We start from the raw sequence: 16,392 nt of genomic DNA on the forward strand, positions 1-16,392 counted from the left end.
ACAATAACTCAGCAGCATTTTATGGTATGCCAGACATCATCTCTGCAAATGTTTAAGAACATACCGCTACGTTCTTCTCCTGAATTAAATCCAAAACTTTTGTATTTTCCCCTTCCAGGGGAACTACTTAGCATGCACGCTCACTCATACAGCGATAAAGAATTATTCCGGTTAATCTCGGAAGGCGACGAAAATGCCTTCCGGCAACTCTTCCATCAATACGTCCCCCAATTACAACCTTTGGCCCGGCATATCACAAAAACAGACGCTGTAGCGGAAGACATCATCCAGGAAACATTCCTTAAGTTATGGATCAGCCGGGATAAACTACCCGACATAGAAAATCCCCGCTCCTGGTTACTGAAGATCGTTTTTCATCAGTCATTCAGCTACCTGAGACGGCAGGCGGTGCATGATAAGGCACTAGACAAGCTGGGTACGGCAACAGAGCAGGAACTATTCACCCCGGAAACGAACCTCGCCTATACGACAATGGTGAAGCTGATCGGGGAAGCAGTGGCACAATTACCTCCGCAGGCTAAACGAATCTACGTCCTAAGTCGCGAAAAAGGGCTCAAAATACCCGAGATCGCGAAAGAGCTGTCACTATCACCAAATACGGTAAAAAACTCGCTTGTAAGGTCTCTACAGGCCATCAGAAATTACCTGCAACAGGCAGGGCACCTGCTGCCGTTGTTGTTATTGTGGTTGCTGGGGCTTTCATAAGTGCGTACCAACCAGCAATCAACAGGAAAGGCACAGCTATGCCTACCTACTTTTAAAGTAGGTAGCAATACCTCTCAAAATAATCTATGCTGGCAAATTGAAGAATATGCAGGAATATGCAGACAAAGCTCCTCAACCAGCAGGAAGCATTCGTAAACGGTGAAGACGGTTTTATAAGCTATCAGAACGCTGCAGAAAGATTATCTGACTCCTGTAAGTCTATCATTTTGATGTGCCTGCTAGTTCCGGATTATCAAACCTCAAAAATTTTTCTCCCCCAATAGGTCCTTTTTCCTTACTTACGCGTCTGTTGAAACGAAGGCCAGTTGTTCCGGGGGGAACATACGACCACGTTCATGAGGCAAAACCACGTTAAAAAACTGATTTTCAGTACATGACCGACCGTTTATCATACCTGGTAAAACAGGTGCTAAAGCATTCCGCTACAGCGGATGAGCTGCAGGAGCTTTCTGATCTGCTGGAGGCTGATGGAGATGGTACCATTTCCCGGCAGATAGAGATATTATTAAGGCAGGATATCGGAATGGATAGACCATACGACCGGAATCACTGGGACAATATCGCCAGCAGTATTCTCGCGGCAGACAAACCCGCTCCGGCGCCATTGGTTCCGATCCATGGCAATGGCAGATGGCGTTGGGGCGTGGCTGCATGTGTGGCCTTATTATTAATGTCAGGGGGTGTCTGGTACATGTTGCAGCATAAAGCTACAAGGCCTGTTGCCAATGTAGAACAGCAACGCATAAAGCAGGCGGATATTCCACCGGGCGCCGACAGAGCGACGCTCACACTGGCTGATGGTACCGAGATAGCATTAGACAGTGCAGCACACAACACACTGGCCCAACAGGGTAATACGACTATCAGCAAACCTGGCAAAGGCCAGCTGACATATCAGTCAGGGTCTGTCCTATCCCGCGAAATCCCGCAATACAATACTCTGCGCACGCCAAGAGGCGGGCAATTCCAGGTGCAACTACCAGATGGCAGTAAGGTATGGCTGAACGCGTCCAGTAGCCTCCGTTATCCCGTTGCCTTTACCGGCGATACCAGAACGGTGGAACTGAACGGGGAAGCCTACTTCGAGATCGCGCCCAATGCCGCACAGCCCTTTATGGTGAAAGCAGCACAAACTAATATACAGGTGCTCGGTACACAGTTTAATGTGATGGCCTATGAAGATGAAGCCAGCGTGAAAACCACGCTGCTGACAGGCGCAGTGAAAGTGAACGAGAAACGACTGTACCCTGGTCAGGGCGCCAGTATTGACAGGCAGAGCGGAACATTATCCATGCAGGAGCATGTCAATACTGAAGCAGTTATTGCCTGGAAGAATGGTTTGATACAACTGGAAGGAGAAGATATACATGCCGTCATGCGGCTCATCACCCGCTGGTATGACGTCAATGTAACCTACAATGCACCTGTCAATGCGCATTTCAGAGGTATTATTCCGAGGAACGTACCATTGTCGCAGGTATTAAAAATGCTGGAAATGACAGGAGAAGTACACTTTACAGTAACAGATAAACGGATCATTGTTTCACCATAAAATTTTACATGCTAACAACCTATAGATAATATGAGTACCTGATATCCCTTTACCTTATGTATTCAGAACAAGGAACCGGAAGCGTCTGGCCCACCTCCGGTTATGCCTGGGTTCTCAGTACAATTGTTTACAGCAATTATTCTTACTTACCCAAACCATACAAAAGTATGCAATTGATGCCTTTCTCCGAAAGCAATGTACTGTGCTTTGCCCGGAGCCAAACAATTCCACGATTACCAGTAAAACTATTACCGGCTATGAAACTAAAGCTGCTTTGTGTCATGATGATATTATTGCAGATACCCGCCTGGGCGAATGCACAAACAGTCAGCCTGTCGCTGCGGAATGCTTCATTGAACAAGGTTTTCGACGAGATACGAAAACAGACGGGATACACTTTCCTGTATACGGACGAGCAGTTATTCCAGGGACGCGAAGTCTCCATTGATGTAAAAAATGTATCCCTGCAACAGGCGCTGGATGCATCTTTCAAAAATCAGCCACTCTCCTACACTATCTCCGACAAAACGATCATTGTAAAGAGGAAAGCGGTACAGTCCGCACCTACGCCTGCCGCTCCCGACAAGGAAGTAAAGGGGACTGTTACCAATGAAAAAGGAGAACAACTACCCGGCGCTACCATCCAGGTGAAAGGCACTTCCAAAGGCGTGATCACCAATGAACGGGGAGAGTTCAGCATCGGTGTCCCGAATGATAATGCAGTACTGGTCATCTCTTCACTGGGTTACAACAAAATGGAAATACCCGTACAGGGAAAAACATCACTGCCCGTTACCCTGACTACCTCATCTGCGAGTATAAACGAACTCGTAGTAGTAGGTTACGGCGAACAGAGAAGAGCTACACTAACGCATTCCATCACCACCGTATCAGCAGCTGCATTCCAGGACCAGCCGGTGAACCGCTTAGACCAGGTATTGCAGGGCAGAGCAGCAGGCGTGCAGGTGACCAATGCGGCTGGCTCTCCCGGAGGCGCGGTGAGGATACGTATCAGGGGAGGCAACTCTATCAACGGCGACAATGGTCCGCTGTATGTAGTAGACGGCTTTGTAGGCGCAGAATTCTTTGCCATCAATCCTGATGATATTGAATCGGTACAGGTATTGAAAGATGCTTCTGCGACTGCCATCTTCGGTAGCAGAGGTGCGAACGGCGTCATTATCATCACTACTAAAAAAGGGAATAAAGGCGGACTGAAAGTGAACTTCACTTCACGCCTTTCCACTGCCAGCGTCATCAAAAAAATGGACCTGCTGAATGCAGCCGACTTTGCAGAAACCGCCAATGCCCATGCACTTGCAGTAGGCACTGCCCAGCCATTCACGGCACAACAGATCAGCGACTTCCGTGCAAAAGGAGGGACCGACTGGCAGGATGAAATATTCCGCAGGGCGCCCGCACAGGAATACCTGTTAAGCCTTGCAGGTGGTAGCGACAAGACAAGCTATTTTATTTCCGGCAACTATCTCGACCAGGATGGTGTGATCAACAACTCGTTTTATAAACGCTATACCTTAAGATCTAATATCAGTTCAACACTGTCATCCAAAGTCACTGCATTTCTCAATATTACAGGTTCCTACAGCGAAGCGCAGAATGTAGACATTCCGGCCGATGGCCCCAGCAGCCCGCTGGCACAGGCTATCACCTGGTCTCCTACCGTGCCTGTCAGGAAAGCCGATGGTAGTTTTACGATTACAGATCCTGTAGGTTCTGTTTTCTATAACCCGGTTGCGCTGACTGTAGATAGGCTGGCGGTAACAGACAGGATGCTGGCCAATGCAATAGGCGGTTTCAAATTTGACGTGCTCCGCGGACTGACCTTCAATACGCAATACGGTGTCAACTACCTCGAGTATGAGAATAAGAGTTTTGGTGGTAAAGCCACCAACTCCGGCAGCGCTACCAGCAGTCTCCGTTCCAACAAAGAGATCAGATTACAAAGTACCAATACGCTGAACTATCACCGGGTATTCAATAATACACATAACCTGGATATCACGGCCGTATCAGAGTATCAGCAAACCACCTACAACTATCTATCTGCAGGCGCATCCAACCTGACTTATGAATCATTCCTCTGGAACAATCTCGCTTTAGGTACGCCAGGCAGCCCTGCTTCCGGATATTCCAGGTCAGCACTATTTTCATTAGTAGGTCGTGTGAATTATGGCTATAAAGATAAATACCTGCTCTCTGCGGCACTGAGAAGAGACGGCGCATCTAAATTCCTGGGTAATAACAAGTACAGTTATTTTCCGTCTGTCTCTGTCGGCTGGGTCACTACTAATGAACCTTTCATGCAGCAGGCACGTTTCATCAGCAACCTGAAATTGCGTGGCAGCTGGGGCTCTACCGGTAGTCAGAGTGTGAACGCTTATAGCACCTTTTCTTCTTATTCCAGGATGATCGCATCGTTTACCAATTCCACTTTCCTCAATGGAATAGTAATGGGTAACATCGGCAATCCCGATTTGAAATGGGAAACTACAGAACAAAAGGACATAGGTATAGATGCAGGTTTCCTGAACGACAGGATCAATTTTTCTGCGGATTATTTTGTGAAAGACACCCGCGACCTGTTACTGAATGAAAACCTGCCCATGTATCTTGGCGGCAATACCATTACAAGAAATGTAGGCGCGGTACAGAATAAAGGCTTCGAATTTTCAATAGAAGGCGCTGTCATCAACAAAGGTCCCATCACCTGGAACACCAGCCTGAATGCATCCTTTATCAAAAACAGGATACAAACACTCGGCGCAGGCAAAAAACTGATCTTTGATCCGACCGATAGAAAGATCGGTGGTGGCATGTCTCCACAGTCAGAATTCGTGATCATGCCAGGACAGCCACTGGGCGCTATCTGGGGACTCACCTACCTGGGCACATGGAAACCCGGCGATAATAAAGCACAGGAATTTGGTGCGGTGCCGGGCGATGCACGATATCTTGACAAGGATAACAATGGCGTGATAGACGCCAACGATTATAGTGTGATCGGTACAGGTATTCCGCGTATATCCGCCGGCTGGAACAATACTATCACTTACAGGTCATTTACCTTGAACCTCCTCTGGCAGGGACTCTTCGGATTTGACAAACTGAACTACAACAAGGCTGCGGCCATGTATTACGGTGGTGATGCCCGTGAAGCTACTTCCGTGGATATTAAGAATCGCTATATTCCCGGTGTGAATGAGACCTCAGACATTCCCGGTTTCAGCAGCACCAACAGGAACTTTACACAAAGCACCCGCTTCCTGGAAAAAGCCGACTTCGTGCGACTAAAGAACGTCAGCCTGTCTTATGATATCAAAAAACAACAACTAAAGAACCTGGTAGCTGTAAAGCTGTTCCTGAGCGCTACCAATCTTTTCACCATTACCAGTTATAGCGGGATAGACCCCGAGGCCAACTCCTCTGCCGGCGATATCAGACAGGGCATCGATTTCGGCTCCTATCCTAATGCAAAGACCATCACCGGTGGGGTTACACTGAGCTTTTAAAGAATTATTTTATGAAAAGAAGATTCCACATGAAAAAAATATACATGGTCATTTGCCTGCTGCTGACAGCAGGATGCAGCAAACAGCTGACAGAAGATCCCCGCGGACTGGTAGGTGGTGCACAGGCATTGAGCAGCGTAGCGGGGCTGGAATCAGCCCTTACAGGCGCTTATGGTAGCCTGATGGTGCCCTGGAACAGCGGCTTTACTACAGTGTCGCAAATCGCTATGACGATGGGTGCTGATGATCTGACCACACATCCCGGCTCCAACAAGGAAGAGTTCAGGGAGTTTGACCGCTTCAACGTATCATCACTCAACAGCAGGATGAATCCTATCTGGCTGGGGTGTTACAAGACCATACAATCCACCACCAATATCATCAACAACTACCAGCAGGTGCAGGACGGTACTACCGCTACTGTGAATGCCATTGTGGGCGAAGCAAGTTTCCTCCGGGCTTTGTGTTATTACTGGCTCACAAGGCTGTGGGGAGAAGTACCCATTATTCCTACCGAACAATATTCATCTGACCTGCTGAACATCACTAAAAGCGCTCCTGCTGACGTTTACAAGCTCATTGAAGCAGACCTGGCCCGCGCAGAAGAGATGGTACCAGATAAGAAACGCGACCCGGGAAGGCCCAATAAAGGCGCTGTAAAGGCATTGCTGGCGGACGTATACCTCACAGAAGCCGGCTGGCCTTTGAAGGATCAGTCGAAATATGCACTGGCTGCAGCAAAAGCAAAAGAAGTAATAGACAACAAAGCTGCTTACGGTTTTGATCTGTTCCAGGGCGATTATCTAAAGATCTTTGCTGGCGGCACTACCGAAGATGTATTCACTTTATTCACCCGCGGACAATGGTCTACCTACAACTCATTTTATGGCTTGTCTACCATGCCTGAAAATGAAGGAGGCTGGAGCGATTTCTTTGCTGAATTGAAATTCTTCCGTGACTTCCCCGCAGGCAGCAGGAAAGACGCGACCTTCTCCACGGAATTTGTAGTAAACGGCGATACCATCCCCTGGCAGGAAACAACTACAAAGCACCCTTACTACAAAAAGTTTACTATTCAGTCAGGCGCTAAAAATGTATATATGTCCAACAACCCTGTGATCATGATCCGTTATGCCCATGTGTTACTGATCTATGCAGAAGCACAGGCACGTGCTACCGGCAGCCCCGATGCACAAGCCTATGCCGCGATGAATGCCGTACGACAGAGAGCCGGCCTTTCTCCATTGCCCGAAGGACTGCCAGGAAACGATTTTGCCGCAGCAGTAGTACAGGAACGCGCCTGGGAATTTGCAGGCGAATGGAACCGCTGGTTTGACCTGGTAAGACTGGAACAAGTCGAAGCTGCCAACGCTGATAAAGACCCTGGCGATCTGGCGCCTGCAGGAACGATCACCAAACAGCAATACTGGATGCCTGTGCCGGGTGCTGACGCGATCATTAATCCGAATTTATAGCGTATATAACCCACACTTAAAATTTCCGTTATGAAAAACATCTCAACACTGCTCGTGTTGCTGGGGCTATTGCTATGCAATAAACTCAGTGCACAATTTATGCTACTCGACGACATGGAGGGTAATGGTCCCTGTTCAGGAAGATGGACCTATTACGCCGGCAATACCACTACCGGCAAGGTGCAGTTCGGCGTGCCGAACCCTGCCCCCTCCACCCTCAATCCCAGTCCCCTGGTGGCTAAGTTCATCAAGGACACCAGCTGTTTTGAATACATGACCGCCGGTGTATCTCTTACCGACTCCTTTGATCTGAGCACAAACAGCGTGTTTAAAATGCTGGTATATGCCAGCACCAAAGACGAGATCATGTTCAAACTGCAGCCCGGCAGCAACTATGGTAAGGCTGTGTATTTCACCTACAAAGTGAGCCAGGTCAATCACTGGGAAGAAGCCACCTTCAACTTCCAGAGCGTGAAAAACAGAACAGACCTGAACCGTGTGGAAGTACATTTCATTGATGGCAAAAAAGCGAATGGTATCCTGTATTTCGACCTTGTACAGGCGCCTAACCCGACGAACATCACCATCTCAGGTCCCAATATTCCTATGGGACAGGAAGACGACAAAGTGATCACTGCAAAGGTGAACGGCACCACCTTTAAACCTGCGCTGACACTCGCCAACTGGACATCTACCAATCTCCCCACCGGTGTATCCATCGGCAGTGTGCAACGTCTCACTGACTCCACCGCCGCTATTACGCTGAGTGGTAACTCACCTGATAATTATTCTACCAGAACGCTGAAGCTGACCATATCAGGACAGGAGCTGGCCGTTGCCAATGCCGCTACCTATCCGGCCAAAGGGACAGTTACATTCGACGGTAATCCCGGCTGGACCATGATCTATGACGATGAATTTGATGTAGCCGGCAAACCTGATGTCACCAAATGGACAGTCGATCCCCGGCCTAAAGGATGGATCAACGGGGAACAACAGGTGTATACGGATACCACCTACGACAATGCAAAGGTGCGCAACGGAGAATTGGTCATTACCGGTAGAAGGGATTATCCTACCGGCGACAGTACAGCGCCCTGGTCATCCGCCCGTCTCATCTCTCAGAACAAAATGGACTTCAAATACGGTAAAGTAGAAGTACGGGCTAAGCTCCCCCGTGCACGCGGCTCCTGGCCCGCCATCTGGCTCATGCCTACTACCAGCGCTTACGGTGCATGGCCAAAAAGCGGAGAGCTGGACATCATGGAACATGTAGGGAATAATTTCGGTACTGTTCTCTCCACCGTACACACACAAAACAACAACTGGACAAATGGCAGTCATCTTTCCGCTACAAAGAAGATCATGGATGTAGATACGGTATTCCATGTATATGCAATGGAATGGACACCTGACTCAATACGCTTTACCTACGACAGCGTGAAGTGCTATACCTACGTCAATCCGCATACTGACTGGAAAGACTGGCCTTTCGATCAGAAGTTCCATATCATCCTCAACGTCGCTATTGGTGGCGGTATGGGTGGCGCCATTACAGCGGCTGACTTCCCCGACAGCATGACAGTAGATTATGTGCGTGTATACCAGAAAGGACTAGGCACGCCAATACTGGATACGATTATGCTCACGCCTGCTGATATAAGATTTATAGCCGGCAAACAACAGCAGTATACCGCGAAAGCATACGACCAGAACGGACAACCAATGGCTATTACGCCTACCTGGAACATCACCGGTAATGGCAACAGTATTACTTCCGGAGGATTGGCCTCACTGGATACATCAGGTATTGTCACGGTATCAGCAACCGTAAACGGCGTAACAAAATCAACCAGCACTTACGCTAATATCCGTATACCAAACTACAAACCTATACCGGTAAAAATAGAAGCAGAGCGCTTCGACAACTCCAACTCCTGCTGTACGGAACCTGCGTCCGATACCGGTGGCGGTCTGGATGTCAGCTTCATCGGTGCGGGTACCTGGTTTGAATATGACATCGCCGTACCACCCGACAGCGCAGATTACAGGATCGATTTCAGAGTAGCGGTAAGCACTGCCTGCAGCCTGAAGATACAGATCAATGACAGCACCCTGCAAACAGTTAACCTGCCTGTAACCGGTGGCTGGCAGAACTGGAGCACGGTTTCTTCAGCACCCATTAAATTCAGTCCCGGCAATCAAACGATCCGTATCTATTCCAATGCTTCCGGCTGGAACTTCAACTGGCTGAACATTGTACGGGATAGTTCAGCAGCAGCGCGTATAGCATATGCGGCGCCTGCGGTAATTCTGAAGGATGAAAAACTGCATGTCTATCCCAATCCTACTTCGGGGCAATTAACGATAGATCTGCAAGGGAAGAATTATAAAACACTCACGCTGCTGGATGTACAGGGCAATGTGATCAGGCAGTGGGGTATAAGACCCGGTGAGAAACAGCTCACCCGCGACCTGGGATTCCTGCCTGCGGGCACTTACTTCCTGCGGTTTGACAGGCAGCAGGCGTTTAAGTTCTTGAAACTCTGATATTCGACTGTTAATACTATAAAATGAAAGAAGGGCGCCCGCGAAAACGGCGCCCTTCTTTCATTTTATGACGAATACAATTTTCGACATTTTGGAGCGATTCTTCTTAACAAATCTAAATATCGTTATTTTTTGATATTGGGCATTAATAATAATGCTACTTAGCGCAAAAACTACCAAAATGAAGAAGCCCTAAATAAAAATAGGGTGTGCCAACATTGACACACCCTATTCCATAAATCGAATGGCGTACTACTTCTTATGAATACTATACAATCTGCCGTTATCGGTAACAGCATACAAAGCACCATCATTACCTTCTGTAATATCCCGGAACCGCTGCTCTTCCTTCTCCAGCAGCCTCTCCTCACCCACTACTTTATTGTTCTCTATCACCAGCCTGGCTATATGAATACTACTCAAACCACCAATAAACAGGTTGTTCTTCCACTCAGGAATACCTTTACCGGAATAGAACGTAATCCCACTGGGAGATAACACAGGATCCCAGTAATAAACTGGCTGCTCAAGCCCTTCCTTCTGCTGAATACCCTCACCTACCTTATCGCCTTTATACTCTATACCATAAGTGATAATCGGCCAGCCATAGTTCTTACCAGGCTGAATGCGGTTCAACTCATCTCCTCCCCTTGGTCCGAACTCCGTTTCCCACAGATCGCCGGTGGCAGGATTAAATGCCAGTCCCTGTACATTACGATGGCCATAGCTATAGATCTCTGCACGTTTATCCGCCTGTCCTTCAAATGGATTGCCGGCAGCTGGTTTTCCGTCTTTTGTGATACGCAGTACTTTTCCCAGCGCGGAGTTCAGGTGCTGCGCCTGTGGCCTTGTTTCCAGGTCAGAACGTTCGCCTGTGCTGATCACCAGGTTGCCTTCTTTGTCAAAGACAATCCTTCCTCCGTAATGCAATGTTCCTTTATATGCGGGAGTAGCACGGTAAATAACCGTTGCACCTTCTATTTTCTTTTCATCTGCGGATAATTTCCCTTTCGCTACAGCGGTTAAATTACCTTCAGGAAGTGGTTCGGAAAATACCCAGTATACGATCCTGTTATTACTAAAGTCAGGATCTACACGTACACCGAGTAATCCTCCCTGTCCGTCGGGATTCACCTTTGGAAGACCGGTAATAGGTTCACTCAGTTGTCCGCTGGTAGTGGCAATACGCATAACACCTTTTTTCTCCGTAATAAGGAGCCTTCCGTCTGGCAGGTTGGTAATGCCCCAGGGACTTTCCAGTTTATCAGTCAATACGGTGCCCTCATAGGGCGTTTTAGTCTTCACACCAGCAATACGTGTTTGTCCCGGGAATGCCGGTTTATAATCCGTATTAGGTGCTTTCGTCTCTACCGGAGCAGTAGAGCTGTCAGTCGTAGTCCCGGCGGAATCTGTTCCGTTCTCGTTAGGGTGTCCAGATGGCGTGCTACAGGATGCGAGGGCTAAGGCAGCCCCGGTGAAGATAGCCTGAATATATGTTCTCATACCTTCAATTTAATTTAAATAATTGATTTGTCTGGTAGTGATATGTTGGGTGGTTGTCAGAGGGAACTGACGGCAGCAATCAGGGATTGGGGAGATATATCTTAAATTCTGTACCCACTCCCGGTGTGGAAGTAAACTGTATATCCCCGTTCAGCTTCTCTACCGTTTCCTTCACAAGATAAAGACCTAAGCCGGAGCCCTTTGACTTTTCGGATACCCTGTAAAACATATTAAAAATATAGGGGTGATAGTCCTTGTGAATACCGATACCATTATCCCTGACACCTATCAATGCGCCATCAGCGCGGGCAACAACAGTCACTTCCACATAAGGGGCCGGTTTGGCCGGATCAAAATAGCGCACAGCATTGGATACAAGGTTGTTGAGGATAATGATGATCCGGCTTCGGTCTGTACAGAAGGTACCATCTTCTTCTATATTGATCCTGATCTCCACATTGGAATTGCCGGTACTGATAAATTTCAGGCTGTTCCTGATATCGGTTAACAAGTCGGAAAAGTTAATAGGTGTTCTTTTCACTTCAAGCCTTGCATTCCTTGAATAATCGAGAATATCCAGGATGAAAATATCCAGCTTTCCGATACTGTCCTTCATCATAGACAGGTTCTGTTTGATATCCTCATCGTCCGTCTCGGACGCGGTAAATTCGATCAGCCCTAATATAGAAGCGAGCGGCGCCCTGAGATCATGGGAAACACTATAAACAAACCTGTCAAGTTCTGTATTTGTTCTCTTTAGTTTGTCGTTCGCATCTTCCAGTTCCCTCCGGTACGCAATCTCGTCAGTAACATCCCTGAAATTGACAATATAGCCCCTTATTACTGCTTCCTTTATGTGGTTGGTAGCCACCCCCTCCAACCATACCCAGTGACCATCCTTTGCACGGAAACGTACTTCAAAAGGCAGCGGTTCTTCCGGCTTCGTATTGAGTGATAACAGTGAGTGGGCTATAAAGCCTCTGTCTTCTTCATGAATATAATTTAGCATGGAAGTACCTACAAATTCTTCGGTGGCATATCCTATGATACGCCCGATAGATTCTGTGGCAAAGGTATAATCGAGGTCTTCGTTGATGATAACGATCGCATCGTTGGAGTTTTCAAGCAGGGTACGCAGTTTCAGTTCACTGTTAGCCAGGGCCAGTTCCGCTTCTTTTCTTTCCGTGATATCAGAGCTGATACCATCAATGCGGATCAGTTTACCTGCTACATTTAATGTTGGCCGCATGCGGGTCAACAACCATTTTATCTGTCCATTCCGGTGACGGATCCGGTACTCCACCTGGCAGTTTTCTCCCAGGCTCAGGCGCAGGTTGCTTTCGTGTACCTTTTTTTTGTCTTCATCAACAATTAAGGTGAACCACAGATAAGGATCTTTTATGAATGTTTCGGGATCGTAACCATACAGGCGCATACATGCCGGCGATATCTGTAACATTTTGTCCTGTTCAACATTGACGGAGAAGAAAACCTCATTCATGGTATTGAACAGGGTACGCAATTCTGTATTGGCCTCAACAATAGCTCTCTCAGCGCGTTTGATCTCTGTAATATCAATCGTGACACCTATCAGGCTTACCGGTTCCCCTGTAAGTTCGTCCCTGACCACCTCAGCTATTTCCCGCACTGTCCGTGGGTTTTCTATGTCTCCATCACGTATGATGCGGTATTCTGTATCATATCGTCCTGTCTCTGCATAGGCCCTGCTAACCTCTTCCATCATAAATCCCCTGTCTTCAGGATGTACCAGGGCAATATATTGTTCGTAGGTTATTTTGGTCATTGACGGGTCTATTCCCAGCAAATGGAACAATTCATCAGACCAGTAATTTTGCACAGCAGACAGATCTCCGGTTGCCGGTACATCCCAGCTACCTGCTTTGGCCACACTCTGGATGGTTTTCAGATGTACTGTTTCCCTGAGTGTTTGCTGCTCAGCAGCAACGATGTTCCTGCAACCGGCATTCAACATATCTGCTGCATTGACGATTGAATGTGATGTTTCATCATCCCCAATCAGGGGGGATGCTTCAGTACCGATCAAATTCAGTGTCTCCCATAAAATATGATAGAGTTCTTCCGGTGTTCCTGCTTCCCGGCCGTCTTTGTTTGTCTCCGGCCCGGCAACTGCAGCCTCGTTCAGTAACATGTCCAGCTCCTGCAACAGATTGGAAGGGAGGGTAACATCGTTGCCGGCAAAGTGTTTATTTAATAATTGTGCTAGTGTAACATTCATATGACGTAGTTGTACCGGGTAGAAATAGATTATCAAGGGGATGCCTGTCAGGGATTGGCAACGTCTTTCAGCTTGTCAGCCGTCAGCGGCTTATTAAGGAACTGGCAGACATAAGGATTGTTCATGGCCAGTTCCCTGTCCTCAGGAAGCAGGGACGATGAAAGCATTACAATGATACATTTCTTCTTTACTGATTCCGGCAGCTTCTTATACTCTTCCAGGAAGTCGAACCCGTTCATCTTTGGCATATTGATGTCGAGGAATATGAGGTCGGGCAGCGCCTCTTTATTCTCCTGGTTTTCGGAAAGATAACTAAGTGCATTCATTGCAGAATCCTGAGGCAGTACTTCTTTGGCAAAGGCATGTTTAGTGAGCACTTTTTTTGCAAGAAAACGATCTATCTCTGCATCGTCTACTACCATTACCTTCTCGAAATTAAAGTTGTTACTATCCATAAGCGTAGAATTTATAATAAGCTGGGTAAAAATATGCTGAATGTCGTCCCTTCCCCAGGTACGGACTGAAGGCTGATCCGGCCTTTCAGTTTATCTATTGTCTCTTTTACAAGATATAATCCCAGACCAGATCCGTTTGATTTCTCGGATACCCGGAAGAACATATCGAAGATCTTCTCATGGTATTCCGCCGGAATGCCGATGCCATTATCCCTGACGGTGATATCTGCGCCCCCGGCACCGGATACAATAGTCACTTCAACAAAAGGATCCGGCTTTTCCGGATCGGCGTAACGCATTGCATTTGATACCAGGTTGTTCAACAATATGGAGATTCTTCTTTCATCAGAGCCGAAAGCACCATTCTCCTGTATATTCACATCAAACCGCAGCGCTGATTTACCGGCATGCATGAATTTAAGATTGTCTCTTATATCGGCCAGCAAATGTTGAAAATCTACTGTATTTACCTTTATCTCAAGCCTTGCATTCCTGGAATAATCCAGGATATCGAGGATAAACCTGTCCAGCTTCTCTATACTGCCTTTCATCATTCCCAGGTCCTGTAACACGTCCTCATCTTCCGTTTCAGACATGGTATATTCGAGCAACCCGAGTACGGATGCGAGCGGCGCTCTCAGGTCGTGCGATACACTATATACAAACCGGTCCAGTTCATTGTTGGTCTTCTTCAGCCTGTTATTGGAGGCTTCCAGCGCCTTCCTGTACCTGATCTTATAGGTAACGTCCCTGAAATTGCCGATATATCCTTTTACAATATCTCCATTTAAATGATTAACTACCGATCCTTCACACCATATCCAGCCGCCATCCTTTACGCGGAATCTTAACTCGAAATGGACCGGTGCATCCGGGTCTTTCTCCATGGCATGAACAAGACTGTTTACCGTAGCATGGTCGTCCGGATGAATTAAATCAAATACCGAAGTACCAATAATTTCATCTACGGTGTAACCGATCATGCGACTCAGGGACTGGGTAACAAATAAGAATTTGAGTTCTTCACTTGCTACTGTGATCGCATCATTTGAGTTTTCCAGCAGTGATCTGAATTTCAGTTCGCTGTTCGCCAATGCCAGTTCAGCTTCTCTTCTTTTGGTGATGTCAGTAACAATCCCATCTATTCTCACAAGCTTGCCCTCGTGGCTCAAGGTCGGCGTAATTCTCGATTCCACCCAGCGCAGTTCACCGTTTTTACGGCGGATCCTGTATACCACCTGACTGCTTTCGCCTCTGCTCAGGCGTTTGTTGTTTTCCAGTACTGCTTCCTTATCATCGTCATAGATAACAGTAAACCACAGGTCGGGGTCTTTGAAAAACTCTTCTACACTATAGCCATATAGTTGTACACAGGAAGGCGACATCTGCAATATCTCCTGTTCATACCGTTCCATGCTCACCGAGAAAAATACGTCCTCCATCACATCAAACAGTTTTCTCATCTCCACATTGGCTTTAAACAATGCCCGCTCGGTGTTCCTGATGTCGGTGATATCGAAAGTAACACCTATCAGGCGGAGGCCTCTTCCGGTAGCCTCATCCCTGACCAGTTCACCGATCTCCCTTACGGTACGCTTCTGTTTTGGGTCTCCTCCACGATATATCCGGTATTCGATATCATAGCGTCCTGTTTCCTTAATGGCCTTGTCTACCGCTGTGCTCAGGTATTGACGGTCATCCGGATGCACATAATTCTTCCTGAAAGCCCCGGCCGTTGGTGCCAGCGTACCCGGCTCTGCACCTAATACAGCAAAAAGTTCTTCTGACCAGTAACCCGGCTGACACAATTCATCGTCTGTTACGGGCAATTCCCAGCTGCCGGCGCTCGCGAGCGTCTGTATTGTTTTCAGATGTTTCATCTCCCGGAGCTGCTTCTGCTGCCGGATGATCTTGTTTGCACATTCCTTTTTCACCCGTTTGGCCAACAATATCAGAGAGGATAAATCTGCTCCACGCTCATCCATATCCTGACTGCTCCCGAACACGTTCAGACTATCCCGCAGTCTTTGATACACTGCCTGCAGATCTGCATTTGCCATTGGGGTTGAGGGGTGTGTTGGTGTTGTTCTTGCTTCAAGTAACTGACTGATTTCATCAAATAATGCGACATATGCCTGAGGGAGATGGTCTTCATCGAAATATTTGCTGATCAGATGCTTTACTTCCTTATTCATTGTATCGATAAAATGTCTTAACAGTGGATGATGCTATGCACGCTGTAGATTATATTCAAACATGAAAATCTTTATATATCAGAGCAAATCCCACGCCGGAAAACCCATGATTACCTTTTATTTTTTTC

General features: G+C 47.4%; 9 protein-coding genes. 5 read left to right on the forward strand and 4 right to left on the reverse strand.

Annotated elements, in window-relative coordinates; all coding sequences use genetic code 11:
- The first annotated feature begins 132 nt into the window (after positions 1-132).
- The 5 genes from BLR32_RS12335 (at position 133) to BLR32_RS12355 (ending at position 9,854) form a co-directional block, all read left to right on the forward strand.
- Entirely contained in the window at positions 133-726 is a 594-nt protein-coding gene (locus BLR32_RS12335) for an RNA polymerase sigma factor (protein WP_176842250.1), read from the forward strand.
- A 394-nt stretch (positions 727-1,120) separates the two neighbouring features.
- On the forward strand, positions 1,121-2,299 hold the full coding sequence (locus BLR32_RS12340) for a FecR family protein (protein WP_089832035.1): 1,179 nt from the start codon (positions 1,121-1,123) through the stop codon (positions 2,297-2,299).
- Positions 2,300-2,556: 257 nt separating this feature from the next.
- A complete protein-coding gene (locus tag BLR32_RS12345; protein WP_176842251.1) occupies positions 2,557-5,829 on the forward strand; it encodes a TonB-dependent receptor in 3,273 nt (1,090 codons plus the stop codon).
- 11 nt (positions 5,830-5,840) lie between these two features.
- The gene (locus BLR32_RS12350; protein WP_218124180.1) at positions 5,841-7,304 is read left to right on the forward strand and encodes a RagB/SusD family nutrient uptake outer membrane protein; all 1,464 of its coding nucleotides are present in this window, start codon (positions 5,841-5,843) and stop codon (positions 7,302-7,304) included.
- A 30-nt stretch (positions 7,305-7,334) separates the two neighbouring features.
- Positions 7,335-9,854, forward strand: a complete 2,520-nt coding sequence (locus tag BLR32_RS12355; protein WP_089832042.1) for a family 16 glycosylhydrolase — start codon at positions 7,335-7,337, stop codon at positions 9,852-9,854.
- Positions 9,855-10,106: 252 nt separating this feature from the next.
- On the opposite strand, the gene BLR32_RS12360 is transcribed toward BLR32_RS12355, so the two are convergent.
- From BLR32_RS12360 to BLR32_RS12375, 4 genes are all read right to left on the reverse strand, one after another.
- On the reverse strand, positions 10,107-11,357 hold the full coding sequence (locus BLR32_RS12360; RefSeq protein ID WP_089832044.1) for a PQQ-dependent sugar dehydrogenase: 1,251 nt from the start codon (positions 11,355-11,357) through the stop codon (positions 10,107-10,109).
- Positions 11,358-11,436: 79 nt separating this feature from the next.
- On the reverse strand, positions 11,437-13,614 hold the full coding sequence (locus BLR32_RS12365; protein WP_089832046.1) for a PAS domain-containing sensor histidine kinase: 2,178 nt from the start codon (positions 13,612-13,614) through the stop codon (positions 11,437-11,439).
- 47 nt (positions 13,615-13,661) lie between these two features.
- Positions 13,662-14,069: a response regulator gene (locus BLR32_RS12370; protein WP_089832048.1), complete on the reverse strand. Its 408-nt coding sequence runs from the start codon at positions 14,067-14,069 to the stop codon at positions 13,662-13,664.
- 11 nt (positions 14,070-14,080) lie between these two features.
- Positions 14,081-16,264, reverse strand: a complete 2,184-nt coding sequence (locus BLR32_RS12375) for a PAS domain-containing sensor histidine kinase (RefSeq protein WP_089832050.1) — start codon at positions 16,262-16,264, stop codon at positions 14,081-14,083.
- Between the last annotated feature and the right edge of the window lie 128 nt (positions 16,265-16,392).

It is taken from the genome of Chitinophaga filiformis (assembly GCF_900102545.1).
Lineage (GTDB): Bacteria > Bacteroidota > Bacteroidia > Chitinophagales > Chitinophagaceae > Chitinophaga > Chitinophaga filiformis.

Bases quoted from the DNA above. Each gene is read 5' to 3' on its own strand.
- BLR32_RS12335 (WP_176842250.1), top strand. From the start codon at position 133: ATGCACGCTCACTCATACAGCGATAAAGAATTATTCCGGTTAATCTCG.
- BLR32_RS12340 (WP_089832035.1), top strand. From the start codon at position 1,121: ATGACCGACCGTTTATCATACCTGGTAAAACAGGTGCTAAAGCATTCC.
- BLR32_RS12345 (WP_176842251.1), top strand. From the start codon at position 2,557: ATGAAACTAAAGCTGCTTTGTGTCATGATGATATTATTGCAGATACCC.
- BLR32_RS12350 (WP_218124180.1), top strand. From the start codon at position 5,841: ATGAAAAGAAGATTCCACATGAAAAAAATATACATGGTCATTTGCCTG.
- BLR32_RS12355 (WP_089832042.1), top strand. From the start codon at position 7,335: ATGAAAAACATCTCAACACTGCTCGTGTTGCTGGGGCTATTGCTATGC.
- BLR32_RS12360 (WP_089832044.1), bottom strand. From the start codon at position 11,357: ATGAGAACATATATTCAGGCTATCTTCACCGGGGCTGCCTTAGCCCTC.
- BLR32_RS12365 (WP_089832046.1), bottom strand. From the start codon at position 13,614: ATGAATGTTACACTAGCACAATTATTAAATAAACACTTTGCCGGCAAC.
- BLR32_RS12370 (WP_089832048.1), bottom strand. From the start codon at position 14,069: ATGGATAGTAACAACTTTAATTTCGAGAAGGTAATGGTAGTAGACGAT.
- BLR32_RS12375 (WP_089832050.1), bottom strand. From the start codon at position 16,264: ATGAATAAGGAAGTAAAGCATCTGATCAGCAAATATTTCGATGAAGAC.